A 26,435-nucleotide genomic window follows, 5' to 3' on the forward strand; every position below is an offset into this window, starting at 1 on the left:
AAAGATTTAAGGCGAATTACTCCCGTGTCTTTTTCAGCAGACTCAGTGGGCCTTGTTACCCCACAAAAGTTCCAATTTGAAGAGCCGCTAGAGCTTGAATGCGGACGCATCCTCCCCCGTTTCGAACTGATGGTAGAAACTTATGGTGAACTGAATGCAGATAAGTCGAATGCCATTTTGATCTGTCATGCCCTTTCTGGTCATCATCATGCCGCAGGTTATCATCATGAAGATGATAAAAAACCAGGCTGGTGGGATGCCTGTATTGGCCCAAACAAGGCAATTGATACCAATAAATTCTTCGTCGTTGCCCTGAATAATATTGGTGGCTGTAGTGGTTCAACCGGCCCAACTTCACCAAACCCTGAAAATGACAATCGTCCTTATGGGCCGGATTTTCCATTGGTGACTGTACGTGACTGGGTAAAAACCCAAGCGATGCTGTCTGACCGTTTGGGTATTGATGTGTGGTATTCCATCATCGGTGGTTCTTTGGGTGGTATGCAGGCATTGCAATGGTCAGTGGATTATCCAGATCGTCTGCAAAAGTGTGTAATTATTGCCAGCGCACCTAAATTATCTGCACAGAATATTGCCTTTAACGAGGTGGCACGTCAGTCAATTTTATCTGATCCTGATTTCCACAATGGTCGTTATCTGGAACATGACAGCTATCCAAAACGTGGTCTGATTCTGGCTCGTATGGTCGGTCATATTACTTACCTGTCTGAAGAAGCCATGAAACAGAAATTTGGTCGTGACCTGAAGTCTGGAAAATTCATGTATGGTTTCGATGTGGAATTCCAGGTGGAAAGCTATTTACGCTATCAAGGCGAGCAATTTAGCCGTAACTTTGATGCCAATACATACCTGATCATGACCAAGGCATTGGATTACTTTGATCCATCACGTGAATATCAGCAATCATTGGTCAAAGCGATGGCCCAAACCAAGTGTAAATTCCTGGTGGTCTCTTTCACGACTGACTGGCGTTTCTCGCCTTCACGTTCTGTTGAAATCGTGGATGCCTTAATTACCAATCATAAGCCTGTCAGCTACGTAGATATTGATGCTGAACAAGGCCATGACTCCTTCCTATTCCCAATCCCGCTATATGTGAAGTCACTACGTGCCTTCCTGGGTGGTGAAGAACTGTTAAAATCAACACCGAAGGAGGCTGTGTAATGCGTATTGATCAACAACTGGCAGAACGTTGGATTAACCCGGGTTCACGTGTCCTTGACCTTGGCTGTGGTGATGGTGAATTACTGGCTCATATGAGCAGAAAGCACAATATTCGCGCATATGGATTAGAAATTGATCAAGAAAAGATTGCAATTGCAGTCAGTCGTGGGTTAAATATCATCCAACAGGACTTAAATCTGGGATTAAGTCGTTTTGCAGACCAGTCTTTTGACTATGTTGTCATGGCACAGGCCTTGCAAGCTGTAGATGCACCGGACGTTTTATTGCGTGATATGGTGCGGGTGGGTAAACAGGCGATTATTACGTTCCCAAACTTTGCGCATTGGAAGACCCGTTCTTTCTTGGCACTTAAAGGGAAAATGCCTGTTTCGGAAGCTTTACCGTATATGTGGTATAACACGCCGAACATCCACTTATGTACCTTCCGTGACTTTGAAGCACTTTGCGCGGAAAATAACATTAAAATTATTAACCGACTCGCTGTAAATGGGGACCAACAAGGTAGCATGCTCAGCAAGCACCTCCCTAATCTGTTTGGTGAAGTCGCAATTTATCGAGTGAGCGCTCTATGAAAAAATTATTACTAAGTACGACGCTACTGGCTGGACTTTTTAGCTTTCAGGCCCATGCAGACTATGTTGCGCCAGCACCTTCTGTAGCAAGTCAAGCCGCACAATATTCTATTATGGATATCAATAGCCTGATCAAGGCAGCGAAGGCAGGACAGCCAGGTGCACAGTTTTATTTAGCCACCAAATACCAATATGGCAAAGATGTACAGAAAGATGAACGTCAAGCTTTTGCCTGGTATAAAGCAGCAGCCGATCAAGGTCTGGCAGTTGCTCAGTTGAATGTTGGCCGTATGCTGGCTGATGGGATTGGCATCAAGAAAGATGAAGCTTTAGCGCGTCAATACTTCGAAAAGGCAGCTAGCCGTGGTGATAACCGTGCCAGCTTTAATCTTGCCATGATGGAAGAGAAAAAGAAAAACTACATGGGTGCTTACCAGTGGTATGAACTTTCTACTCGTGATGGCATGCTGGACAATAAAGTGATTACGCTTTCTGAAGGTAAAAAAACTGCTTTGGCAGCGAACCTGACTCAGGAACAGATCCGTCAGGCACGTGACCGTGCAGATAAATGGATTCAGGCACAATAAGCTGAATGTATTAAAGAGCACCTTCGGGTGCTTTTTTATGCACAGGAGGATTTGAGCCTAAGCATTTTAATAAAGCGCAAGCCTCCAAATTCACAAACATCTGAAATACACTCAAAGCCAAATTTTTCATATACGGCAACAGCATTACAACTCGAATTGACACTGATCTGCTGATGATTACCATTTTCCAGATGTTGCAGTAAATGATTCCATAATAATCGACCAATTCCCTGTCCTTGATCAGCCTGGTCTATAAAGAAATGAACGATATGTGCCGGTTCTCTATAAGCAATTACGCCAATTATTTTGCTGGCTCTTTCATACACAAAGTAATGGACTTCCGATTGTTGCAAGAGATTTTCCAGAGCAGACTGACTGAATTTCTGCTCACCTTCTGTATAAATGGCAAACTCAGAAATATAGGGCTGAATCAGGTATTGGATGGCTTTACTATCTTGTAACTTGGCTCTTCTAATCACAATTTATTTCCTAATTTTATTATTGTTTAATTCAAATCTACAAAATCAGTCCTATACTAAATCACGAACTAAAAATCCGTTAAAATAGCGGCATATTTATTGATACAAAGAGCACAACTATGGCGTCTCAGGACTGGTTATCTCAAGGAACTCTCGTTCTTGCAAGTAACAATAAGGGCAAAATTGCAGAATTTGAGAAAATGTTTGCAGAACTCAAGCTTCCAGTGGAAGTAATTCCGCAGGGCAAACTGAATATTGAAGATGCCGTTGAGGATGGTTTGAGTTTTGTTGAAAATGCCATTATCAAAGCACGTCATGCGTCTAAGATTTCTGGCAAACCTGCAATTGCTGATGATTCAGGTATCTGCGTGCCAGTTCTTGGCGGGGCACCTGGCATCTATTCAGCACGTTATGCCGGTGAACATGGCAATGATGCTGCGAATAATGAAAAATTACTGGCTAACCTGAAACCACTGCGCAAAGATGGCGAAGCGATTGAAGGTATGTTCGTCTGTGTTCTTGCTCTAGTTCAGCATGCCGAGGATCCATTACCACAAATCTTCCAAGGTATTTGGAAAGGTGAAATCTTAGAAGCAGCGCGTGGTGAAAATGGCTTTGGCTACGACCCGCTATTCTGGCTACCCGAACTGGGTATTGCGAGTGCTGAAATGAGCAAAGAAGAGAAAAATAAAATCAGTCATCGTGGCCAGGCAATGCAACTGCTTAAGGCGAGTTTGGAAAAATAAATCTAATTTTTAAAAGGAGTCCTCCCTCCTAAAAGGAGGGAGTTAGAGAGAGGTCATTATAAAAATAACCCTCATGATGCTGCTCATCTCCCATAGGAAAGAGAGAAAAACTCCTCCCTTTATTAAAGGGATGTTGGGAGGGATTCTTCTATACGACTCTCTCCTGATGCTAAAGTCTTGTTCATTTCTATAAGACGTTTAAAAGACGTTTAATCCCCCTAAGTCCCCCTTTTTCAAAGGGGGACTTTCCTTATTTATAAACCCGGCACCAACGCATGCACCACCACCCCATACATTCCAATCAATATCGCACTGGCAATGGTGCCTGAAGCGATATATTTCGCAGAATAGCCTGTACCTTGATAATGAGTTTCGAGTGCCACAATATTTGCTGCGGGTGGAAGCAGGAAATACATCATCAAAACAGCATAAGTCAGGATTTGATGCGGAATCGGCAGCAAGAAATAAGCACCTGCAGCAAGACCTAGAGCCAGCACAAAACGACCGCTGATCAAGATCAAACTACGTTTTAAATCACTCAGTTGAATCCGGACTTTACTCAGCCACATTCCCAGAATACACATACCGGCAAAAGTCACCAGAAACTTGTTGGCTGCATAGCTCCATTGAATCACTGGATGCGATTCATAAGCAGTGAAATCCCAGAATGACAGAATTGCAGCGACGGTAAGTGCAATTACTGGTGGAGACTTCAGCATATTTTTAATAATGAATTGGGGATCCTGCTTATCAGGACTAACAGCGACTACAGCACTGACATTGCCAAATAAAGAACCGCCAATATAAAGAGCAACAATAGTATTTAAGGCATCCGGACCAAATACAGCTAAGGCAAAAGGAAAACCCAACCAGACTCCATTGAGATAACTAAAACACAGTGCACGTAATTTATCTTTGGAAAAAAGATAGAACAGTCCAAACAGGAAGATCGAACTAAAAATACTAAAGCCAATTAGCCACAGACTGCCCTGCTTATAGAACACCATGTTGTAAATCACAATTAACGGGATCAGCAGGCGTGCCAGTAAGGCAGCCATAAACGGGCGAATTGGTTTTAAATAATGGACGCCCCAGAATCCAATTAGAAATGAAATAAGTGGTAGGAGCAGTGCCATAGAAAGATAGAGTCAGTAATAATAGACAGGTTTCATCCTAGCACACCTCTCTATACTCAGAGCTTGATGATTAAACTGATCTTTTTATAAATCTCATCACCAATACTGTTATTTATGTAGTGATCGGAATGACTTGCTCGACAATCTGCCCTGCTGTTTCACCCTGTTGGGATTTTTCCAGCCATTGCCATTCATCGGTTTTCATTCTGAGGAAATTGGAACAGCGCGTGCCATACACTGGACTTTGAATAAAGGTCGAAGATAATAGTTGTTCCATTTCATGCGAGATCCCGGTCTTCGGTAATAGCTCCGGAATGATCTTGCGTTCATCTTCCAGAATATCCCATACCGCATAGTACAGGTCAGCCTTAGGTGTATCGGGATGCTGCATCATCGGCAGGAATTCTTGTGTAAAACGCTTGCGTAAATGTCGGGTCTTTTCCCAATGTTCAGTCAGCAAGCCATTAGACACTACATACACGCCATGTGCCAGCACTTGCGGCGCTTCACCACGGTTACTCATATAAATTGCCTGTTCACGATCACCGACGAACAGGTTAAAGCCGGCATAATCACATTGCTGCTTTTCCAGCTCTTGAGCAAAACGGATCGGGGTAAGCTCCGACTCCAGAAAATTCTGAATAATATGGCCACGTGAAGTCGGATAATTATTCTTGTCATTGCCATCACGGAAATTGGTAATCACCGCCCATCTTCCTGAAGCAGTCACACCCATCCAGGTACCGCCAGACTGTAAATCCTGACCGGCAATAATCGGGCTATTTTCCCAGGCATGCAGGCTAACTGTCGGACGCTGATAGAACTCATCCCGGTTTGAAATCAGACAAAGTGGCTTGTCATCCAGTACACGCCAAGCCAAAGCGACGATACACATAATTGATGCTCTAGATCTTTACACATTGAATGTACAACATTTTTCCTAAGTTTAGGCTAAAATCAGGACAAAACAGAATGACAAAGGAAGATGCATGCTCACCTATCCCAATATTGATCCCGTAGCGATTTCGCTCGGGCCATTGCAGGTCCACTGGTATGGACTGATGTACCTGATGGCATTTTTATTTGCCTGGGGACTGGCGACTTATCGCGCTAAACAACGCGGCTGGACACCAGATATGGTCTCGGATTTAATTTTCTTCGGGGCACTTGGGGTCATCATTGGTGGTCGTGTTGGCTATGTATTCTTTTATGGCTTTTCCCAGTTCCTGGCAGATCCATTGTGGCTGTTCCAGATCTGGACGGGTGGCATGAGCTTTCACGGTGGTTTCCTGGGTGTAATCTTGGCGATGCTGCTGTGGTGTAAGAAATACAAAATGACATGGTTCCAGACTTTGGACTTTATCGCACCTTGCGTACCTACTGGTCTAATGTTTGGCCGTATCGGTAATTTTATCGGTGGCGAACTGTATGGTCGTCAGGTCACTGATCCAAACTTTGCCTTCGGCATGATTTTCCCAACCGATCCGCTACAATTGGTTCGTCATCCATCCCAACTCTATCAGGCACTCTGTGAAGGTCTGATTCTGTTTATCGTATTATGGTGGTTCAGTTCTAAACCGCGCCCACGTATGGCTGTTTCTGCGCTATTCCTGATTGGCTATGGTCTGGCACGTTTTATCGTCGAGTTCTTCCGTGAACCGGACAATGGTCAACTATTTATTGCCTGGATGAGTAAGGGACAATTCCTCAGCCTACCAATGATTCTGATTGGCCTATGGATGATATGGTATGCCTACCAGAAGAAAATTTACGACTGGGGTCCACAGAAAAACGTGTAAGACATCCTGAAATATTGCGAGGCAGCTGCCTCGCTTTTTTATATCTAAAATATGCTAAAGTGCTGATCAACTCTTTTAAATTTTCACGGTTGCCATGCTTGAATACTGGTTTAATCCGCAAATTTCTGTCATTAAAAAATTACTGATTTTTATCGTGATTGCTGTGCTGACAGCAGTGCTGTACTGGATAGAACCTTTACCACTGGATGCGATTCTAATGTTCGCTGGCACCGGAATTATTTTCCTGATTTGCCGTTACTGCAAAATCCATTTTGCTGCAAAAAATCCAACTGGCCTGTTCTATCGGGTGCTGACCTGGATTCCAATAGCCCTGTTACTTTCATTAATCTTTATGAATATGAAAAATGGCGAGATCCTGGTTGCAGGCGCTCAAGGGATTGGCTTTATGGCGATTTCCATTTGCCTGTTCTCGCCACTCTCATTAATGCATAAGAATACGGATATGCCACCGCCTCATGCTTAATTACTGGTATTCCGAACGTTGTACACGGCAGATCAAGTTAATTGTCTGTATTGCTACCTGTGTAGTAATTTATTACGCATCAACCTTTGCCGAACTGGATTGGATTTATGTGGGGATGAGTCTAGGAATCGGTATGCTCAATCATGTCTTGCGGACGATCGCCTTAAAATTACCTGAGCAGAATCCTTACCGGGAAGGTTTCGCACGACTGTTTTTCTGTATTCCGCTGATTGCCCTAATCACCTTGTTTGGCTATCTACCAGAACAACACAAAATCGCTTTGGCTGTGCAGTGTGTGGGCTTTAGTGCGATTGGACTGTTTATCGTGTCTATTTACGGGAATCGTGCGAAACGTTTCGAGGATTAAATCATTTCGCACGTGAAGAGGTAGGCTTAAATCGTATTATCCAGACGATAGTAAGTGTATTTCACTTCTGGGCTGCGATAGACCGCATAGCCTGCTTGTCTAAAGTCTGATACCCAAGCCGAACCTGAATAAGCGGCAATATGGCCATACTTATGTTGTGAAGTACGGTCAATGATATAGATATCACCCTTTTTCGGACGGTCAAATGACAGGTTAATTTTGCGGTAGCCCAATTGCTGTAAGGTGCTACCCCAGTCAGCTGCAGCGACAGGGTGGTTTACGATTTTAGCACCTGAAGATTGCAGGCCGATGCGAATACTACGCGCACACATCTGGGTACTCTTATTGCGAGTAATGCCTTGCAAATAATTGGTGAATTTTTCAATATCAAAACGCTGACCGTTCATCACGCTAAAGGTTTTACGTGATTCAGACGTTTTGTTGCGGGCAGTTTCAGTTGCTTTGCGTTGTGACTGACCTTTGGAATTTTTTCCCGACTGGGAACGAATTATGACGTTCGCTTGAACAGGAGCATGAACTTCACTCATATTCACTTGATGATCATAAATCATATTAAACCAAGTACTCCTCGCCCTTATGCAGGCGTTCATATATTTTGACAGGTCCGAATACTAGCCCCATTAATGTTATTTTTCACGTTCAAAATGTAAAAAAATTTATCAATATTTGATCAATTAAATCTAAACTCCTATTCTGCATAGAATTATTAAAATCCATTCAGTTACAAAAAAGTCTATTATTAAGTTTTATTGAATAATAAATTGATTAATTGATCTATTTTTAGACAAAAATATTATAAAAATTAGTCAGATCCTGAGCTAATTAACACTTTTTCATGTTCTCTACGTAATCGCATCTTATTGAAAACAAACACAACATTTCACTACATGATTACATCTTCTTTTTAATAGCTTCATGTTTAGACTGATTGAGCACGAAAACATTGACTGAAATAAAACGGAGAAAATAATGAGTCATGATATCCCGACCGTTTCAAATTTTAATCTCACCCAATATTTAGGCACCTGGTATGAAATTGCCCGCCTGCCAATGAAACATCAGCCTGAAGACAGTACCGATATCTCAGCTGTTTATAGCCTGAATGAAAGTGGTACCGTACGTGTTCAGAACCGCTGTCTGGATGGTGATGGCAAGCTGGATGAATCCATTGGTGAAGCAACCATTGTCGATGCTGAGAATGCCAAACTTGAAGTCAGCTTCCTGCCAGAAGGCTTACGCTGGGTTCCATTTACCAAGGGAGATTATTGGGTATTGAAGCTGGATGGTAACTATCAAACAGCATTGGTCGGTGAGCCAAGCATGAAATATCTATGGCTGTTACACCGCACCCCAACCATTGATGAAGCGACCAAACAGGAATATCTGGCTTATGCACAATCGCTCGGTTATGACCTGTCTGATCTGATTGATACGGTACATACCGGTAAGCCAACTGCTTAAAGTGGACTGTAAAAAGGCATCCTTTGTGGGTGCTTTTTTATTGCATTTTCTCTTAACTAGATTCATTTTCCAGTCGATGTGGAAGTTTTGAAAAAATGTTATGATGAGCGCAATTTTAAATTGCTCAGTTCAAAGAGAAGCAATTTTTCAACGAATTTTAAGAGAGACTTATGCGCCAATACCTTGACCTTTTACAACATATCCTCGACAACGGCGGCGATAAAGGCGACCGTACCGGTACTGGTACGCGTTCGGTATTTGGTCATCAAATGCGCTTTGATCTTTCCAAAGGTTTCCCTTTACTAACCACCAAAAAAGTTCACTTCCGTTCGATTGTGATTGAACTGCTGTGGTTCCTGAAAGGCGATACCAACGTTCAATACCTAAAAGATAATAAAGTCAGCATTTGGGATGAATGGTCCACTGCAGAACAGACTGCACGTTTTGGCCGCCCAGAAGGTGAGCTTGGTCCAGTGTATGGTCATCAGTGGCGTAACTTTGGCGCTACTAAAAATGAAGATGGTAGCTATAACAATGATGGTTTTGACCAGATTAAATGGCTGGTTAATGAAATCAAGACCAATCCGAATTCACGCCGTCTGATCGTGTCTGGCTGGAACCCGAATGAAGCAGGTCAAGTGGCGCTGCCACCTTGCCATACCTTGTTCCAGTTCTTCGTACATAATGGCAAACTGTCTTGCCAGTTATATCAACGTAGTGCGGATGTTTTTTTAGGCGTACCATTTAATATCGCCAGCTATGCCCTGCTCACCCATATGATCGCGCAAGTCTGTGAGCTGGACGTCGGTGATTTTGTCTGGACCGGTGGTGATACACACTTATATGCTAACCATTTTGAACAAGCACAGCTTCAACTTAGCCGTGAACCACTTGGTCTGTGTCAGTTAAAACTGAATCCTGAAATCAAAGATCTGTTCGATTTCAAATTCGAAGATATTGAAATTGTGGGTTATGAATCCCATCCAGGAATTAAAGCGCCAGTCGCGGTTTAAATTTCCCAAACCGAATAAAATTCAAATCCCACTTTGCTTAAAGTGGGATTTTGCATTTTAATAGCAATAATTTTTATTTGTTTTTGAGTATAGGTATGGCATTTCAGGATTTAGAAGTCGTTCATGTCGTTGCAATGGATCAGCAGCGCTGTATTGGTAAGGACAATGACCTGCCTTGGCATATCTCAGCAGATCTCAAACACTTTAAGGAAATCACCCAAGGCGGTGTAATTGTAATGGGACGTAAAACGCTTGAGTCCATGGGTCGTGCCCTGCCTAAACGCGTGAACTGGGTGATTACCCGTGATGCTGAGTGGTCTTTTGAAGGCGTTAAGGTCGCGCATACCATTGAAGATGCTTTGACCCAGGCTATAGCAGATGTAAAAGCTTCGGAAAAACCAGAGTCTATTTACATTATTGGTGGCGGTGAAATCTTCAAACAGACCATGCCGATTGCTGACCGTCTGGAGCTGACCCATGTAGAACTAGATGTACAAGGTCATGCCTATTACCCAGAAATTCCGGTTGAGTTCAAAAAGGTTGCTTCCGAGTCACATATCGACGACAAAACCGGGATTGCTTTTGAGTTCGCAACTTATAGAAAATAAAGAATAATTTTTAATTAAAGATTCCACTATGCATGCACAGGGAAATCCTGCACCCCACTGGCTATTCTGGTTACTAAACGCAGTATTTACCCTGTTTGTGATTGCTTCGAGTTTTTGGCTGTGCCTGGCGATCTGGGTGCAGCAACCCTTAGGGCTAATTGGCAGTTCTGTACTGATTGGTCTTTGGATTGTTTTAGCCTGTGCCGTTCTCGGTATTTATTTTAGCCGTCATCTAATCTCACGTGGCATTGATACTATTCTTTATATTCTGGCTTTCCTGTTTAGCCTGTTCTGGTATTTCAGTCTGGATGCCCGTCAGGACCGGGAGTGGAATCCTGAAGTTGCCCGTATTCTCAGTTATGAACAGCAAGGCGATCAAGTTACCCTGCATAATGTGCGGAATTTTGTCTGGCAGCCAAATGGTAAATATATTGAGCGCTGGGAAAGCCGCAGCTTCGATTTAAACCAGATCACTGGTGTCAATGTCATTACCTCTTACTGGATGGGGCCGCATATTGCCCATACCTTGGTAAGTTTCGACTTTGCTGATCAGAAACCGTTGACCTTCTCCATCGAAATCCGTAAAGAAAAAAATGAAGATTTTTCTGCCATTGGCGGTTTCTTCCGCAAGTTTGAACTGAGTCTGGTCGCTGCGGATGAACACGATATTATCTACACACGTAGCAATACCCGCGGTGAGCAAGTTTATTTCTTTCCGGTGAATATGCCGCAGGATCAGGCCAAAGCGCTATTTAAAGAATATCTGAATAAGGTCGATGATCTGGCGCAGCAGCCAAAGTGGTATAACACCTTGACCAGTAATTGCACCACACTGGTATTTGATATGGTACAAGCCGTTTCACAAAAACCCTTACCGACCGATTATCGCCTGATTGCATCAGGTTATTTGCCGAATTATATGTATGACCTGCAAGCCTTAAATCAGGATTGGGACTTGACCACTTGGTATGCCAAGGCGCATGTCAATCCAAGGGTGAAAGAGTTTGCTCAGGTCAGCAGCGAACAGTATTCTATTTTACTTCGTCAGGGATTACCTGCTCCGCAAGCACAATAAAATCCACTTTTTGGGTGAACCAAAAGATACAAATTGTATTGGTATCATTCTATTTTTTCTGTTTATATACAGTGATGTATCAAAGAAAAAGAGTAAGTCCAATGTTAAAAAAAGTGACCGCAATTGCAATGTTCGTTTCAGCACTGGCAATAACAGGCTGTCAAACCACACCAGACCAGACGTCTTCTCAGGCAGTTGAAAATCTTCAGCAACTTCAGAACCGTACCTGGATTGTCACCCACATTGGCAGTACCGAAATCAGCACTGCACCTACAGCACGCAATATCCCAAGCCTACAATTTGATGCCGCCACTCAGCGTGTAACAGGTGCGGATGGCTGTAACCGCATTATGGGCAGCTATACTGCAGGTAAAGATACTTTGAACCTGAGCCAGATGGCAGGTACAAAAATGGCTTGCATGAACAATGACAATATCGATCAGAAGTTCAATGAAGCTCTGGCAAAAGTAACCCATTATCAGGTGTTCGGTAAAACCCTGAAGCTGCTCGACAGTTATGGTAATCCAGTGATTCAACTCGCAAGCCCGGTTCAACCACGCTAATAATTAAATAAAAAGCCTGTTTTTACAGGCTTTTTTCTATTCAGTATTTACAGCGTAGAATAGAAGCAGAGATTCAGAATTAAGGACAAGATTATGCAACAGGCCCTATTTGGTGGTGGATGCTTTTGGTGTACCGAAGCGGTATTCCTGCAGATTCGTGGTGTCAGCAAAGTCGTCAGTGGCTATGCAGGTGGACATAACGAGAATCCAACTTATGAACAGGTTTGCGATGGCAATACCAACCATGCCGAAGTGATTCTGATCGATTTTGATGAAAGCCAGATCAGCTTTAAGCAATTGCTGGATGTATTCTTTGCGACTCATGATCCAACCACACTAAATCGTCAGGGTAATGATGTCGGCACACAGTATCGTTCTGTGATTTATTATCTGAACGAAGAACAGCAACAGCAGTCACAAGCAGCGATTGATGCACTCAAGGCCGAAGGCCTGAATGTGGTAACGGAACTCAGCCCTGCTCCAACTTTCTATCCCGCTGAAGATTATCACCAGAACTTCTTTGCCAAGAATCCAACTCAGGGGTACTGCAATTTTGCCATTCCGCCAAAACTGAATAAGCTGCGTGCCAAATTTGTAGAGCTGCTGAAATAAGACAATCAACTGTCATAAAAAAAGCGACCACATCGGGTCGCTTTTTTTGATCTTGGGAAAATCAGTTATCTGTTGCAAAGGCAATATCGCTGAGTCCGGCTCCACTCGCGCGTGACATCACTTGAGCGACAGTGTCATAACGTGATTCTTTGTCTGCTTTCAATACAATCGTTGGCTGACGCTCTGCCTGACCTGCTTCATTGAAACGGGTTTCTAACTGTTCCAGGCTAAGCACATCGCCATTCCATGCTACATCACCCTGAGAGTTAATGCTGATGGTGATATTCTCTGGCGGAAGATCAACAATTTCCGCTGTGGTTTGTGGTAAGGTTAATGGAATTGATGGGTTCGCAACGGTCGCTGTCACCAGGAAGATGATCATCAATACCAACATAATGTCGATCAGGGGAATGAGGTTCATCTCATTCATGCCTGTATCGTTGTCTTCACCCAATTGAAAAGCCATTAAACTTGACCTCCCACTAAATTATCTTGTGCTACTTTTGCTTCAGCTTTCTTCGCAGATTCCTGTTGCAACATGGTATCGATCAACAAGCTATGTGCATGGTCTTGCAGTTCATTGCTTAACGTACGGTTAAAACGTACCGCGATGTTATAAGCCAATACCGCTGGAATCGCTACTGCTAAACCCAGACCTGTCATGATCAACGCTTCACCGACTGGCGTTGCAACTTGAGCCAGACCCGCCTGACCGCTCTTACCTACTGCGACCAATGCATGGAAGATGCCCCATACCGTACCGAACAGACCTACGAAAGGTGCAATTGATGCGATGGTACCCAGAACTGAAACACCTTTTTCAGCATTGGCTTTTTCAGCTGAAATCTGGCGTAGTAATGCTTGTTCAGCCACTGCTTTGCGCTGTTCAAAACCCAAAGGCGCCATTTTAGATTTCAGTTTATCTAAGGCTGTAGACAACTGTGCATAAGCCACTTGCTTGAGTTGGCGTGTACTGAGTAAACGTAGTACAAAGATGGTCCATGTCGCAATCGACATTGCCAGTAATACAAAATAAAGTGTCTTACTGACTGCATCAGCATGTTGCCAATAAACTGAAAAGTTCATATTCGAACTCCTAATGGGTTAGCCGTTATCTGGTAATCTGGAAGTCAAAAGGTTGCTCAACACGTGTTGGATAAGCAACGCCATTTTCAACATATTTGGTCAATTGTGCACGACGTACAGCATTTTCCACCTTACGGTTAATCGAAGGACTGCAGCTTGAATTACGTGCTGTCGCAGACACCACCTTGCCCTGCTCATTCGCAGAGATATCTACCACCATTGAGCAGGAGCTTTTCAATTCACCCGCTGACATTGATACTTTTGGCGTACGTAACCAGGTCACCCCACCACCCAGAGAAACACTCTTCGGAGATGGAAGTGCAGGCGGTGCCGGTGGCGCAACAGGCGCAGGCGGTGCCACAGGTGCTGGTGGAGGTGTCGGAGCAACTTTCGTTTCTTTTACAACCGTTGGTGCAACTGGCGTTGGCGTCGGTTTTGCTTCAACTGGTTTCGGTGCCACGACCTTAGGCGCTTCAGCCTTCTTCACTTCCTGGATTTTTTCAACTTTCTTCGGAGGTGGTGGCAACGGTTTTTCAACAATCTTGACCTCTTTCGGCTTCGGCGGCTCTTTCTTCGGCTCAGGCTTTGGCTTCGGAAGTAATGGTTTTGGTGCTTCCTGTAGTTTCACAAAGCGAACCTTCATTGGCTGCTTGTCTACAGGCTTGAGTTCAGGTGCTTTCATCTGGCTGACAGCCCACAATAGGCCAACATGTCCCACCAGTACAGCTGCCATAACAGCCGCGACTTTCTTTTTCATCTGGTTGGGTGGAGTAGGCATCATAGGAGAAGCAACTTGGCTCATTAAATCTTTTACCTTGAGGAGATGATGTGAAACAAACAATCAAGCTCATCGGTTAGCACAATTAAAGTATGCCAATAATAAATGAGAAGGGTTTTCATTTGCAATAACAATCCCCCACTTTCTTCATTTTTTTTCGACAAAGTGGGAGAAACAACTCAAATAAAAAAGGCATACTTAAAGTATGCCTTTTTAAATCATGATGCAAGACTTACTGGAAGACCACCGTCTTGTTACCATCGACAATAATACGGTCTTCCAGATGCCATCTTACCGCGCGTGCCAGTACATTACGCTCTACATCCTGACCCAGTTCACGCAACTGCTCCACAGTAAAGTCATGGTTAACACGCTCTACGTCCTGCTCAATAATCGGACCTTGATCCAGATCAGCCGTTACATAGTGTGCAGTTGCACCGATCAGTTTCACGCCTTTTTCATATGCCTGTTTGTATGGATTCGCACCCACGAACGCTGGCAGGAATGAATGGTGAATGTTGATCACTTTCATTTCCCATTTTTGTACAAACTCTTCATCCAGAATCTGCATATAGCGCGCCAGTACTAACAAATCATTGCCTTGCATCAATTCATCAATTTTTGCATAAGCTTCGCGTTTGTTTTCTTTAGTCACTGGTACCACTTCAAATGGAATACCAAAGTTTTCAACCGATTCACGCAGCGTTTCATGATTCGATACCACTTTGGTGATTTCACATGGCAGACCGCCACGTGAATGACGCCACAACAGCTCAAGCAAAGCGTGGTCGACTTTAGATACCAGAATCCCGACTTTTTTAACATCACTGACCAGTGCCAAACGCCAATGCATAGCATAGCGTTCTGCAACATTGGCAGCAAACGTCTGTAACAGGCTTTCTTTACGGCTTTGCAGGTTATCCAGTTCGAACTCAACACGCATGAAGTAACGTCCGCCCTGAGCTTCTGTCGCGTATTGATCAAGCGCAGTAATATTGGCGCCCTGATGATACAAGAAGCTTGAAACAGCCTGCACGATGCCCGGCTTGTCTTCACAAGTAATCAATAAACGTGCGGTGTTAGCAGTCGTCATATTCATGTTGGTAAACGTCACTAATCAGATAAATTAAAAAATAAGCCGAGTATTCTAGCGCGTTTCTTACTTATTCTGAATAGTTTGTTCAGTTTCCCGATCTTTAGCTGATGACAGACTGGCAAATAGCTCGGAAGAACCAAACGAGTTCAACAGGCTTTCGTACGTTTGACGGCTTTCACCACGCAGATATGCCCCTTCCAGGAACACCATCTGACGCAATGCTTGCCAGACCCATTTTTCTTCCAGATGGTTGGAGTCGGTAATATGACCCGACATATACAGAAAGTTGGTCCAGTTGGTCAGGACGATCCACAAGTTAATGATTAGGGCTTCAATTTCCGAATCAGTCATTTCCATCAAGCCAGCAGTTACGAAAGCCTTATAAATTTTCTGACCCTGTTGCATCACTTCACCAGCAAAACGCGGATACAGCTTACGGAAGTCTTCATTATTTTCTACAAGATGGTAGACATCACGATGCAGGAAACGGTACGCCCATAACTGGCTACTGAGCACCTGGAAATAATGAATCTTATCATTGGCATCCAGCGGACGGTCATCCGGTAATGCCAGCATTTCCAGCGTTTCCTTCTGGTACTGCTCCATCAGTTCCTTGATGATTTCATTCTTATTACGGAAGTGATAGTACAGGTTACCCGGGCTCATACCCAGTTCAGCAGCAATATGGTTGGTCGTCACAGAACGCTCACCACGCTCATTAAACAACTGCAAACTGAGCTGCAAAATACGTTCTTTCGTTTTCAACGTTTTGGTTTGGGACATCCTAAAATAACCATTCAGTTCATGGACCCGCACACGCCAGCAGCGCACTGACGGTCGAGTACACAAAGTAACTTGACTAATTAGAGTATTTACTCTAAAAATGAATAATCGATTTTCTTAAAAATGGTAGTGCTGCATGAACAGTCACACAAAAACGACATTAATGACACCACATTTTTTTGACAGCCAGTGCCTTAATGACATTCTGGCACAACAAAAACATGCCTACTTACGTTACCCATTGCCGACTGCAAAGGAACGTATCGATCGTTTAGCTCGACTTAAGCGTATCTTAGTTAAGTATCAAGATCAATTTGCCGATGCAATTAATCAGGATTATGGCAATCGTTCGATTGGGGAAACCAAAATCGGCGAACTGTTGACCTGCCTGGAACATATTAAATATTACAGTAAAAATTTAACCGGCTGGATGAAGCCATCTAAACGTCATGTCAGCATTATTCACCAGCCAGCCAAAGCCTGGGTGCAGTACCAGCCTTTGGGTGTAGTTGGCATCATTGCGCCATGGAACTATCCTTTATTACTGTCGATTGGACCGCTGGTTTGTGCACTCGCTGCAGGCAACCATGCCATGATCAAGATTTCCAGCGCATCCGCAGCCTTTGGTGCCGTACTGGAAAAAGCACTGGCAGAAGCCTTCCCGAAAGAACTGGTTGCTGTAGTCAATGGTGGTGGACCTGTATCTGATGCCTTTTCTCATCTGGCATTCGACAAGCTGATTTTCACCGGTTCAACCGCTGTCGGTAAAACCGTGATGGCGGCGGCAGCAGAAAATCTAGTGCCAGTCATTCTAGAACTCGGTGGTAAATCCCCTGTGCTGGTTCATCCATCGATTGACATTGAAGACGTGGCTGAACGTATTGCAGTCGGTAAACTCTGGAATGCCGGTCAAACTTGTGTCGCACCGGACTATATGTTCCTGCCACGTGGCAAAACTGCTGAATTTATCGATCATTTCCGCAGCTATGTGGAAACCATGTATCCGGATATCACCCATAATCAGGATTACACTTCGATTATTAATGACAAGCAGTACAACCGTCTACAAGGTTATTTAGAAGATGCTCGTGCGCGCGGTGCTCAAGTTATTGAAATCAATCCACAGAATGAAACGCCAGCAGATCTGCGTAAAATTGCACCAACGATTCTGACCAATGTCACGCCAGATATGGACATTATGAAGAATGAAATCTTCGGTCCGCTGCTGCCAATCATGGAATATGATCAAATTGACGATGTAATCGACTTTATTAATAGCCGTCCGCGTCCACTTGCATTATACTATTTCGACTTTGATCAGGCGCGTGCCGATTATGTCGCACAGCGTACCCATTCAGGGCACTTCGGCCAGAACACGGTACTCACTCATGTAGCACAGGATGACCTGCCATTTGGCGGTGTTGGCGCTTCGGGGATGGGTAAATACCATGGGCCAGAAGGCTTCTTCAGTTTGTCGCATGAACGGTCTGTAATGTCGAATCCTAAGCTGTATAGCTTGAAATACATTCTCCCACCGTTTAATAAGCCGATTCATAAACTGATTTCGAAGACTCTTCTTCGATAAATGATCAAGGCATGAGCTGTTGCACCATCTCATGCCCGGTTTTAGACAAAATCGCTTGTCTTTTAAGCGCATTTTTGTTATAAAACGCCCCTTGAATGAATTCAATCCGTTTATTTTTGACTGGCCATACAGATTTGCTGTTGGCTAAATCAATGGAGTTACACCATGTCTAAGGTTTGCCAAGTTACCGGCAAGCGTCCAGTCGTTGGTAACAACGTCTCACACGCCAACAACAAAACTAAGCGCCGGTTCGAGCCGAACCTGCACCAACACCGCTTCTGGTTAGAAAGCGAAAAACGTTTCGTACGTCTTCGTCTTACTACTAAAGGTATGCGTATTATCGATAAATTGGGCATTGAAAAGGTTGTTGCTGACCTACGTGCTCAAGGTCAAAAGATCTAAGTAAGGAGTCAGGACAATGCGTGATAAGATTCGCTTAGTTTCTTCAGCTGGTACAGGTTATTTCTATACCACTACTAAGAACAAACGTACTATGCCGGAAAAAATGGAAATCAAAAAATTTGATCCAAAAATCCGTCAACACGTGATCTTCAAAGAAGCTAAAATTAAATAATTTTAGTTTTTCGAAAAAAAGCGACCTTTTAGGGTCGTTTTTTTTTTGCACTTTTTTTATTCGGCTTGATAAACTTTCTGTTTCTTTTGGCACTTTTCGTGCTTATTTCCCATAAAAAACTGAAATTTCATAAAATTTATTTTAAAGGAGTGTTTAGTGCCACATGACGTAGATCTCATTATATTACTGGCTGTAGGCTTTGGACTGGCGTTGGCATTTGGCTATATTGCTGCACGCCTGCGTTTACCCCCGCTAATCGGATATCTGATTGCCGGGATTCTGATTAGTCCCAATACCCCCGGGGTGGTCGGTGACATTCAATTAGCCAACCAGCTTGCCGAATTAGGCGTCATGTTCCTGATGTTTGGTGTCGGGATGCACTTTTCCCTCAATGACCTGATGCAGGTAAGGCGTATTGCCCTGCCTGGTGCGATTCTGCAAATTGCAGTAGCAACCTTGCTCGGTGTTGGTGTCTCTATGCTCTGGGGTTGGAGTTTTGGTACTGCCCTGGTCTTTGGTCTGAGTCTATCGTGTGCCAGTACCGTTGTACTCCTGAAAGCCCTTGGCGATCGTGGTCTACTCGAGTCCATTAACGGTAAAATCGCCGTTGGCTGGCTGCTGGTTGAAGATCTGGTCATGGTATTGGCACTGGTCTTGTTACCTGCAACAGCAGTCCTACTCGGTGGTCAGGCACTAGAAGGCAGCAGTGATGAAAATATCTGGCTCACTCTAGGCATTACTTTGCTCAAGGTGGCTGGCTTTATTGCCTTTATGCTGATTATTGGTAAACGCCTCATCCCGATGATCATGCAGGTGGTTGCTCGTCTAGGCTCACGTGAGCTGTTTACTTTAACCGTTGTTGCGGCTGCTGTATCAATTGCCTTTGGCGCTTACAAAGTCTTTGGCGTTTCTATGGCACTGGGTGCGTTCTTTGCCGGCATGGTAGTGAAAGAGTCGGACTTCAGCCATCGTGCTGAAGAAGAAACCTTACCACTACGTGAGATCTTCTCGATCCTGTTCTTCGTTTCTGTGGGCATGCTGTTTGATCCGCGGATTATTCTCGAGCAACCGCTGCATGTGCTGGCGGTGATTGCCATTATCATGATTGGTAAAACCATCGCTGCGATGGCACTGGTATTATTTTTCCGTTATCCGATCAATACTGCATTAACCGTAGGTGCATCACTGGCACAGATCGGTGAATTCTCCTTCATTCTTGCAGCGCTGGGTGTATCGCTGAATCTATTGTCTTTAGAAGGACAAAACCTGATTCTGGCAGGCGCCTTGATTTCTATTACCCTCAACTCCTTTATTTTCTCTGCGATCGAACCGGTACAGAACTGGATTCGCGAACGTTCTAATCTAGCTCGCTTGCTGGAGCGTAGTGGTGACCCATTGGCAATGTTGCCAGATGAAGTGTCACAAGACTACCTGCGCGATCAGGTAGTGATTGTTGGGCATGGTGAAGTCGGTCGTCGCATCACCCTTTCTTTGATGGAGCAAAACATCAAAGTGGTGATTGCTGAAGAAAATCGTGAGATCGTAGAAAAGCTGCGTGCCAAAGGCATTGCAGCAGTATCCGGTGTAGCAACTGAACCTAGCGTACTCATTCAAGCGCATATTCAGCATGCGCGTCTGTTGGTGATTTCTCCAATGGATATTTTAGATATTCATAAAATCGTGGATATTGCCAAGACCTTAAATCCTGAAATTCAGGTACTGGTCTGTGCCGAAAGTAAGGAAGAAGCAGATGTCATCCGCCGCGATAATGTCGGTGCGGTGTACTATGCTAAGGAAGAAATGGCGAAAAATATGAGCCGTCATATCCTGCATCAGATTCAGATTGCCCATCAGCACGAGGGTGGACACTAGTTTTCATCGATTCGAAATTAAAAAAGCGCACTTTAAAGTGCGCTTTTTTATTGAGGATGGGAGAGTAATCAGCTTAAATATTTCGGTTTTTCATCCACAATTTCAGCCTGTATTTCATTTGCCTGCTTCTCGAGCAGACCAAATAAAGCCGCCTGAATCATATGCTGAGCAACCACGGGAGCTTCATCACCGAGAAGTGCTTTTACTTCATCATTGAACTGAATAATGACCAATGGCTGTTTTTCAGAGCCTGCATTGCGTAATGCTAACTCACCACTTTCCAGTTGAACGAGTTCTAAAATCGCTTCTTGATTACCAAATAATTCTTTCAATTGTTCTATAGACATATGTCCTCCATGTTCAACATGGTGGCAAAGCGCAGAATCACTTTGCATCGCTGTTAATTGGATATATGGTTAATAATTTCAATTTCAAGGGCCATTGGTCGGATTAAAATTCCACCATCTCATTGCGAAAACCATCGATCAATTGGGTCAGGTCACGATGCCATTCACGCAGGATTGCCGTATCGGGTAACCAGGCTTGCGGAGTTTGAGTTACTTTAATAATCAGTTTAGAAGATGTCTCATCTTCAGGTTCTGGCACACTTGGCTCAGGCGTGTACTGACAGAGGCGATAGGCACGCTTCAGCTCAGCGATAAAGCCATCTTTAGACAGTTGCTGCATCACGGTCACTTCAGGAGAAACCTGCCCTTTGGCAGCCATCTGCTCTTCAATAGACTTCAGGGTCGGACTCAGGTCATTGAGACGATAGTAACGCACTAATTCCTGCAAAAAAGCTAAGACTGCACCATGCAGATGAAACACGGCTGCTTCACGATGTGCCTGAGCCTGCTGGACATGATCGGTTTGCTCTGCCTGCTGGCAGGCAAGGCGGGCGAAATAAAGTTTCTGATTGGTACGGTCCGCATGATAGCGAGCAACACGAGTCATGGATTTTTCCTAAGTGTTAAAACAAATTTTGGCTTTTATAACTTAAAACCAGATCATTATTTTTACAATGGAATTTATTTTATTTATTGATCTTTTCGAGAGATATGAGTAACCAAACTGAATTACAGATTCAATTTATTTTAGTTTTAGAACAGTCATTTTATTGAATAGAAAATAAAGTTTTGACTGAGTTCTTTAATCAGAAGGTCTAACCATGTGGTCAATTTAGAAACATGATTTCCATAAAAAAGGAGCATCATCTGCTCCTTTTTCTATTTACGCCTGAGGTTTTTCTTCAGCCTGTTTCACGCGAATGCCTGTGCCATGTAAGCGCAAAGTGTTCAAGCCTTTGATCGCTTTAACCGCTTCACGGCCATGTGGCATTTCGACAAAGGCAAAGCCTTTAGATTTACCCGTTTCAGCATCCAGCACCAGTGTACAAGTATCTACTGTGCCATATTGCTTGAACAATTCCAGTAACTCAGCCTCAGTCACAGTACGTTCCAAGTTACGAACTAAAATTTTCATTTGATAACCTTAAGAAGATAGGCAAAAAACATCAAAAAGCACTCGCCTACTCTACTTTTTGCATACAACAATATCTGTCTAGTTTAATCGAGATCAATGCCAAAATCTAAATTAATCGACTGGCGCTCGATTAAAGCACTTTTCACCGTTTGCTGACGGGTCTTGTAATGAGTTTCGGTGGTACACAAATGCCGAGTCAGATCATTCATAAAATAACTCTCCACTTTACGACCTTGTTCATCCACCGTTTCCCGTGCCCAGTGATTCAGATTTTGCTTGGTCAGAATCAGCTCATTTTGTGCACGTGTTAGTGCGACATAGAGCACCCGACGTTCTTCCTCAACATCATCAAAATCACCTTGTGCTCGCGCATGTGGATATTGCCCTGGAGTTACATTCGCTACATAACACACCTTCTGCTCTGTGCCTTTGGCAGAGTGAATGGTGATTAAGGTCACTACATCAGGATCTGACTGTCTTTCAATTTCGGAAATTGACACTGGATCGAGTACATATTCTTCTAGGAACTCGCTGAGCTGGGCATGTTTAGAGGCTAATTGTTTGACCAGTTCAAAATCACCCTGACGGCGATTCCAATCTTTTTTATAGTTTTCAGCAAGCTGATTTTCGATGGCTTGGATAGCCAGACTGACACAGGCTTCAACTTCAGTTTTTAGGACCGTCATCTGTTTCATGATTAGAATAGATTCCAATGGAATCTTGCCAAACTTTTCCAGCTTGTCTGTAAGGGTATCCATCTCCGGTTCTGCCAAAAGCTGCTGAGACAGTTTGCTGGCACCCACATCACCAACGCCATTCCATAGGGTCAGGAAACGCATCCAGGCAATATCATCGAGAGGATTGGCAACCACACGTAGCAAACTCAACAAGTCTTTAACGTGTGCAGTCTCTAATAGCTTCATCCCACCGATAAAGCGATACGGGACATTGGCAGCAATACAGGCCGCTTCAATATGACGAGCAGCAAAACTGGAACGCACCAGTACCATATGATCAGACCATTTACTGCCTTGAAGGTAATGACGCTCTTTAATATCGATCGCGATCCATTTGGCTTCATCAAATTCGTTCGGGAAAATATGCATTTTCGGCTTGATGCCTTCACCACGATGCGCATCCAGACGCTTATCATATTTAATTTCAGACTGATCCAATAGCCAGTTAGAAAGGTCTAGAATTTCCTGAGTCGAACGGTAATTCTTTTCTAATTTGAAAATCTGAGCGTCTGGCACACGTTCCTTGAAATGGTGAATATTTTCAAAGTCTGCACCACGGAAACCGTAAATCGACTGTGCATCATCGCCAACACAAAACAGACTAATGTGTTCTTTCAGCGGTTCCAGCAAGGCCCATTGCAATGGGTTGGTATCTTGCATTTCATCAACCAGCATATGGCGACAGATTGAAGAGACATATTCCACTAGACCTTCAGACTGTGCCAAAGCAGCCGCCACTACGGCGAGGATATCGTCATAATCGAGGAAACTACGTGCTTTTTTACGCGTTTCGTATTCCTTCATAATGTCGGCAATCTGGTCTTTGAGTGCTAGGTATTCCGGCATCTGTTTTTCCAAAGCCAGACTCAGTTTCTGACGGGTATTACGAGCAAAGGAATACAGATCACAGAGTTCTTGCGGCTTGGGCAAATGATTTGGATTTTTCTTGTCATCACGACCACGGATCAGACGGAACATCATCAGCTGATCATCACGATCAATAATTGAAAATTGTTCTAGACCAAATGCTTTTGGAATACGGCGCAACAAGTACATACAGAAAGTATGGAAAGTCGATGCACGCAGGCCCTTGGCTTGTTCACCCAATGCCAGCTCCACACGTGCCACGATTTCACTGGCTGCACGGCGGGTAAAGGTCAAAATTTGAATCTGATTCGCTGGAACACCTTGATCAATCAGATACGCCGCACGTGCCACAATGGTTTTGGTCTTACCACAGCCCGCCCCAGCCAGGACTAAACTATGCTTGGCATCAGTCGTCGCAGCTTGCTTCTGTTGGGGATTTAGTTCATCAATTAGGGCGGCTAAACTCATGGTCACTCATCATTCTGTGGATGGGTGTAGTTTAACAGAGCTGTCCCTAGAAAACTTATCATCAATATTCCAGAAAGCATTTGAATCCGGCCAGGCGGCATGGATGCCGCCGTTATTCAGTGATGCAGGGATGTATCATCTGAATAACACAGGAGTTTGGTTACTTTGCTCCGTCAAAGTAACAATGCACCTACGCACCCCACATAAGTTCACTCACCTATAAATGAGGTCGGGCATTCAGCTAGGTTAGCTCATAAAAATTTATCTATTTTGTTGTTCCAGCTTTGTTTTAATTTCTTTCATAACACGAGCACAAGCCTGCTCCAGGTTTTGCTCAGCATTTTTTAATGCTTCTTCTAATGAGCAACCTGGCGGATTAATCCCCACAATTTGGCTAAATCCTTCCTCATACAATGATTCAATCCCCTCACCCACGAGCCCTGCAAAAGCAATCACTGGTTTATTAAATCGCTTTGCGACCTGAGCAACTCCAAACGGTGTTTTTCCTAGCGAGGTTTGACTATCAATCTTGCCTTCACCGGTCAACACATAATCTGCCTGAGCAATTTTTTCTGCCAATCGACTTTGTTGAATAATCAATTCCACACCAGATTGTAGCTTGGCACCAGCAAAAGCCATCAAGCCAAAGCCCAAACCACCGGCTGCACCAGCACCAGAAATATCCCTAACGGAGATCCCAAAATGTTCTTCAACCAGATCAGCTAAATGCCTCAGATTACGATCTAGTCGCTGTACTATTTCTGGTGTAGCTCCCTTCTGCGGTCCAAAGATTACCGAAGCACCGTTCGGTCCGCATAAAGGATTATTCACATCAGAAGCAATCAGGATTTCGGTGTTCTTTAAGCGGACATCTAATTGAGAAAGATCTATTCGATAAATCTGATCCAAGTTACCACCGCAGACCTGAATTGATTCTCCTGCAGTATTTAAGAATCGGACTCCTAAAGCCTGAGCCATACCGGCACCACCGTCATTGGTAACACTACCACCGAGCCCAATAATGATTTTCTTTACACCGAGATCCAACGCATTCCTAATCATCTCACCCGTGCCATAGGTCGAGGTCAGCATTGGATTACGTTGAAAACCTGCTAGTAGATGAATGCCATTGGCTTTGGCCATTTCAATAACAGCGGTTTGCCCCTGATCAACGACTGCAAAATAAGTCTCAACTTGTTGAATCGCTAATGGTCCTGTCACAGTACAGGAAATACGCTGCCCATCGAGAGAATGCAACAAGGCATCTACTGTTCCTTCACCACCATCTGCCATCGGTACTGCAATACAGCGTGCATCTGGAAAGATCTGTAAAATACCGCGCTGCATAGCCTGACATGCTTGCTCAGCAGTCATACTTTCTTTAAAGGAATCAGGTGCCAAGACAAAAGTAGCCATATTTCTCTCAATCGTTACTATTTAATGGTCATGAGTTCCAGTCTATCGATAACCTCATGAATGATTATCAAAATTATCTACAAGCACAACTAAAGTTGTGGATAAATTCAGTATTATCCACATTAGCGTTTCCAACCTAATTCAATCGCAGTGATTTCATTGATCAGGGTCTGGTTCAAAGAATCTGGCATTTTGCTCACTGTTTGAGAGGTCGGAATATATCCTGCCATTAGCTCAGCTTTCGCTTGAGGAAATAAAGGTTGCTGATCTGGAAATGCATATCCAGCAGGATACATCGGCTGACCGGTAGCCAGATCATATTTATCGCTAGCTCCAAAAGCATGTAACAGCTCATGCACCAATACAATCTTGTTCTGCTCAGTCTGTTTCTTGGAAGCAAATAGATTCACTGATCCAATCCGGCCTTTTTGCAAAGCCGTTGAGTGTTTTAAGACCTTGTGCTGCGCCGGATCATAATAATTTAAATATAAGGTTACATTGGCTGAAGGATCTGAACTTTGCTGCTGTTGCCATGCATAGAAACGGAATTTCAGACTCCAAAATATGGTATCTATAATCGATGCCTGCTCAGGTACTTTAGGTGGTAATTCTTTCAGTTCACGTCCGAGATTAAAATAGAAATAAGTTGGCTGGCCACGATACTGCCGTGCAGCTGTTTCCAGATATTCCCGTGCTCCATTTAATTCTTGCGCCGAGAGCTGTTGAATATATTGTTACGTAGCCGTTGAACCATCAGCATTAATGGGATGCAACAAGACAAAAACCGGCTTGTTCCAGTTCTGGTTTTGATCACGATAGGCATTTACAGCCACAATAAAGAGAATCAGCAGCAAAATCAGAATTCGAATTTTTTTCCACATAGATGAAAATCAACTTAGCTTGTTGTTTTTATAGATTTCTATTATCCATAAAAAATGCCGACTGATGTCGGCATTTTTTAC

The 26,435-nt window shown here is 43.8% G+C and carries 31 protein-coding genes and 1 pseudogene; 17 read left to right on the forward strand and 15 right to left on the reverse strand.

Annotated features, from left to right (window positions below):
- Positions 1-24: 24 nt before the first annotated feature.
- From metX to BS636_RS03230, 3 genes are read left to right on the forward strand one after another with little or no spacing between them, the layout of a single operon-like run.
- Positions 25-1,185, forward strand: coding sequence for a homoserine O-succinyltransferase MetX (metX, locus tag BS636_RS03220; RefSeq protein ID WP_099337485.1), 1,161 nt, complete (start codon positions 25-27; stop codon positions 1,183-1,185).
- Positions 1,185-1,778: a methionine biosynthesis protein MetW gene (gene metW, locus BS636_RS03225; protein ID WP_099337486.1), complete on the forward strand. Its 594-nt coding sequence runs from the start codon at positions 1,185-1,187 to the stop codon at positions 1,776-1,778. Before metX ends, metW begins: the two co-directional genes overlap by 1 nt.
- Entirely contained in the window at positions 1,775-2,365 is a 591-nt protein-coding gene (locus BS636_RS03230) for a tetratricopeptide repeat protein (protein WP_099337487.1), read from the forward strand. Before metW ends, BS636_RS03230 begins: the two co-directional genes overlap by 4 nt.
- Before the next feature lie 35 nt (positions 2,366-2,400).
- Here the strand turns inward: BS636_RS03230 and BS636_RS03235 are convergent, their stop codons facing one another.
- A complete protein-coding gene (locus BS636_RS03235) occupies positions 2,401-2,844 on the reverse strand; it encodes a GNAT family N-acetyltransferase (RefSeq protein ID WP_099337488.1) in 444 nt (147 codons plus the stop codon).
- A gap of 119 nt (positions 2,845-2,963) precedes the next feature.
- Here BS636_RS03235 and rdgB point away from each other — a divergent pair, with 119 nt between their 5' ends.
- Positions 2,964-3,590: an RdgB/HAM1 family non-canonical purine NTP pyrophosphatase gene (rdgB, locus tag BS636_RS03240; RefSeq protein ID WP_099337489.1), complete on the forward strand. Its 627-nt coding sequence runs from the start codon at positions 2,964-2,966 to the stop codon at positions 3,588-3,590.
- A gap of 254 nt (positions 3,591-3,844) precedes the next feature.
- Here rdgB and BS636_RS03245 read toward each other — a convergent pair whose 3' ends face one another.
- Both BS636_RS03245 and BS636_RS03250 read right to left on the reverse strand, forming a co-directional pair.
- Positions 3,845-4,726 carry a permease gene (locus BS636_RS03245; protein WP_099337490.1) on the reverse strand — a complete coding sequence of 294 codons (882 nt, stop codon included), beginning with the start codon at positions 4,724-4,726 and terminating at the stop codon, positions 3,845-3,847.
- Positions 4,727-4,838: 112 nt separating this feature from the next.
- A complete protein-coding gene (locus BS636_RS03250; protein ID WP_099337491.1) occupies positions 4,839-5,621 on the reverse strand; it encodes an NRDE family protein in 783 nt (260 codons plus the stop codon).
- Positions 5,622-5,715: 94 nt separating this feature from the next.
- Here BS636_RS03250 and lgt point away from each other — a divergent pair, with 94 nt between their 5' ends.
- The 3 genes from lgt to BS636_RS03265 all read left to right on the forward strand — a co-directional run bounded on the left by lgt (position 5,716) and on the right by BS636_RS03265 (position 7,376).
- Complete coding sequence (gene lgt, locus BS636_RS03255; protein WP_099337492.1) at positions 5,716-6,525, forward strand: prolipoprotein diacylglyceryl transferase; 810 nt, start codon at positions 5,716-5,718, stop codon at positions 6,523-6,525.
- Between the two features lie 94 nt (positions 6,526-6,619).
- Complete coding sequence (locus BS636_RS03260; RefSeq protein ID WP_099337493.1) at positions 6,620-7,009, forward strand: hypothetical protein; 390 nt, start codon at positions 6,620-6,622, stop codon at positions 7,007-7,009.
- Positions 7,002-7,376 carry a hypothetical protein gene (locus tag BS636_RS03265; protein WP_099337494.1) on the forward strand — a complete coding sequence of 125 codons (375 nt, stop codon included), beginning with the start codon at positions 7,002-7,004 and terminating at the stop codon, positions 7,374-7,376. The genes BS636_RS03260 and BS636_RS03265 overlap by 8 nt, the downstream gene beginning before the upstream one ends.
- A 26-nt stretch (positions 7,377-7,402) precedes the next feature.
- Here BS636_RS03265 and BS636_RS03270 read toward each other — a convergent pair whose 3' ends face one another.
- Entirely contained in the window at positions 7,403-7,948 is a 546-nt protein-coding gene (locus BS636_RS03270; RefSeq protein WP_099337495.1) for a CHAP domain-containing protein, read from the reverse strand.
- A gap of 418 nt (positions 7,949-8,366) precedes the next feature.
- On the opposite strand from BS636_RS03270, the gene BS636_RS03275 reads away from it, so the two are divergent.
- The 6 genes from BS636_RS03275 (at position 8,367) to msrA (ending at position 12,729) form a co-directional block, all read left to right on the forward strand.
- A complete protein-coding gene (locus tag BS636_RS03275; protein WP_099337496.1) occupies positions 8,367-8,858 on the forward strand; it encodes a lipocalin family protein in 492 nt (163 codons plus the stop codon).
- A gap of 170 nt (positions 8,859-9,028) precedes the next feature.
- Positions 9,029-9,871, forward strand: coding sequence for a thymidylate synthase (gene thyA / locus BS636_RS03280; RefSeq protein WP_099337497.1), 843 nt, complete (start codon positions 9,029-9,031; stop codon positions 9,869-9,871).
- A 95-nt stretch (positions 9,872-9,966) separates the two neighbouring features.
- Positions 9,967-10,479 (forward strand): dihydrofolate reductase, encoded by a 513-nt coding sequence (locus tag BS636_RS03285; RefSeq protein ID WP_099337498.1) that lies wholly within the window; start codon positions 9,967-9,969, stop codon positions 10,477-10,479.
- A 28-nt stretch (positions 10,480-10,507) separates the two neighbouring features.
- Positions 10,508-11,554 carry a DUF4105 domain-containing protein gene (locus BS636_RS03290; RefSeq protein ID WP_099337499.1) on the forward strand — a complete coding sequence of 349 codons (1,047 nt, stop codon included), beginning with the start codon at positions 10,508-10,510 and terminating at the stop codon, positions 11,552-11,554.
- A 101-nt stretch (positions 11,555-11,655) separates the two neighbouring features.
- A complete protein-coding gene (locus BS636_RS03295; protein ID WP_099337500.1) occupies positions 11,656-12,117 on the forward strand; it encodes an META domain-containing protein in 462 nt (153 codons plus the stop codon).
- Between the two features lie 93 nt (positions 12,118-12,210).
- The gene (gene msrA / locus BS636_RS03300; RefSeq protein ID WP_099337501.1) at positions 12,211-12,729 is read left to right on the forward strand and encodes a peptide-methionine (S)-S-oxide reductase MsrA; all 519 of its coding nucleotides are present in this window, start codon (positions 12,211-12,213) and stop codon (positions 12,727-12,729) included.
- A gap of 61 nt (positions 12,730-12,790) precedes the next feature.
- Here msrA and BS636_RS03305 read toward each other — a convergent pair whose 3' ends face one another.
- From BS636_RS03305 to BS636_RS03325, 5 genes are all read right to left on the reverse strand, one after another.
- Positions 12,791-13,195, reverse strand: a complete 405-nt coding sequence (locus BS636_RS03305) for an ExbD/TolR family protein (RefSeq protein ID WP_099337502.1) — start codon at positions 13,193-13,195, stop codon at positions 12,791-12,793.
- Positions 13,195-13,815, reverse strand: coding sequence for a MotA/TolQ/ExbB proton channel family protein (locus BS636_RS03310; RefSeq protein ID WP_099337503.1), 621 nt, complete (start codon positions 13,813-13,815; stop codon positions 13,195-13,197). The genes BS636_RS03305 and BS636_RS03310 overlap by 1 nt, the downstream gene beginning before the upstream one ends.
- A 25-nt stretch (positions 13,816-13,840) precedes the next feature.
- Complete coding sequence (locus BS636_RS03315; RefSeq protein WP_099337504.1) at positions 13,841-14,617, reverse strand: energy transducer TonB; 777 nt, start codon at positions 14,615-14,617, stop codon at positions 13,841-13,843.
- Between the two features lie 208 nt (positions 14,618-14,825).
- Positions 14,826-15,692 (reverse strand): formyltetrahydrofolate deformylase, encoded by an 867-nt coding sequence (purU, locus tag BS636_RS03320; protein ID WP_099337505.1) that lies wholly within the window; start codon positions 15,690-15,692, stop codon positions 14,826-14,828.
- A 60-nt stretch (positions 15,693-15,752) separates the two neighbouring features.
- Complete coding sequence (locus BS636_RS03325; RefSeq protein WP_099337506.1) at positions 15,753-16,472, reverse strand: TetR/AcrR family transcriptional regulator; 720 nt, start codon at positions 16,470-16,472, stop codon at positions 15,753-15,755.
- 136 nt (positions 16,473-16,608) lie between these two features.
- Between BS636_RS03325 and BS636_RS03330 the strand changes: the two genes are divergently transcribed.
- The 4 genes from BS636_RS03330 (at position 16,609) to BS636_RS03345 (ending at position 20,503) form a co-directional block, all read left to right on the forward strand.
- The gene (locus BS636_RS03330) at positions 16,609-18,057 is read left to right on the forward strand and encodes a coniferyl aldehyde dehydrogenase (RefSeq protein WP_099337507.1); all 1,449 of its coding nucleotides are present in this window, start codon (positions 16,609-16,611) and stop codon (positions 18,055-18,057) included.
- Positions 18,058-18,222: 165 nt separating this feature from the next.
- Positions 18,223-18,459 carry a 50S ribosomal protein L28 gene (gene rpmB, locus BS636_RS03335; protein WP_004813275.1) on the forward strand — a complete coding sequence of 79 codons (237 nt, stop codon included), beginning with the start codon at positions 18,223-18,225 and terminating at the stop codon, positions 18,457-18,459.
- Between the two features lie 16 nt (positions 18,460-18,475).
- On the forward strand, positions 18,476-18,631 hold the full coding sequence (gene rpmG, locus BS636_RS03340; RefSeq protein WP_001205031.1) for a 50S ribosomal protein L33: 156 nt from the start codon (positions 18,476-18,478) through the stop codon (positions 18,629-18,631).
- Between the two features lie 156 nt (positions 18,632-18,787).
- Positions 18,788-20,503, forward strand: coding sequence for a cation:proton antiporter (locus tag BS636_RS03345; protein ID WP_099337508.1), 1,716 nt, complete (start codon positions 18,788-18,790; stop codon positions 20,501-20,503).
- Positions 20,504-20,571: 68 nt separating this feature from the next.
- Here the strand turns inward: BS636_RS03345 and BS636_RS03350 are convergent, their stop codons facing one another.
- From BS636_RS03350 to BS636_RS03375, 6 genes and pseudogenes are all read right to left on the reverse strand, one after another.
- Positions 20,572-20,850: a hypothetical protein gene (locus BS636_RS03350; protein WP_099337509.1), complete on the reverse strand. Its 279-nt coding sequence runs from the start codon at positions 20,848-20,850 to the stop codon at positions 20,572-20,574.
- Positions 20,851-20,953: 103 nt separating this feature from the next.
- On the reverse strand, positions 20,954-21,457 hold the full coding sequence (locus BS636_RS03355; RefSeq protein ID WP_099337510.1) for a DUF6586 family protein: 504 nt from the start codon (positions 21,455-21,457) through the stop codon (positions 20,954-20,956).
- 276 nt (positions 21,458-21,733) lie between these two features.
- Complete coding sequence (locus BS636_RS03360; protein WP_004890294.1) at positions 21,734-21,985, reverse strand: RNA recognition motif domain-containing protein; 252 nt, start codon at positions 21,983-21,985, stop codon at positions 21,734-21,736.
- Between the two features lie 83 nt (positions 21,986-22,068).
- Positions 22,069-24,057, reverse strand: a complete 1,989-nt coding sequence (locus BS636_RS03365) for an ATP-dependent helicase (RefSeq protein WP_099337511.1) — start codon at positions 24,055-24,057, stop codon at positions 22,069-22,071.
- 261 nt (positions 24,058-24,318) lie between these two features.
- On the reverse strand, positions 24,319-25,473 hold the full coding sequence (locus BS636_RS03370) for a glycerate kinase (RefSeq protein WP_099337512.1): 1,155 nt from the start codon (positions 25,471-25,473) through the stop codon (positions 24,319-24,321).
- A gap of 122 nt (positions 25,474-25,595) precedes the next feature.
- A pseudogene (locus BS636_RS03375) lies at positions 25,596-26,354 on the reverse strand (hypothetical protein).
- Positions 26,355-26,435 lie beyond the last annotated feature (81 nt).

It is taken from the genome of Acinetobacter sp. LoGeW2-3 (assembly GCF_002688565.1).
Classification (GTDB): Bacteria; Pseudomonadota; Gammaproteobacteria; order Pseudomonadales; family Moraxellaceae; genus Acinetobacter.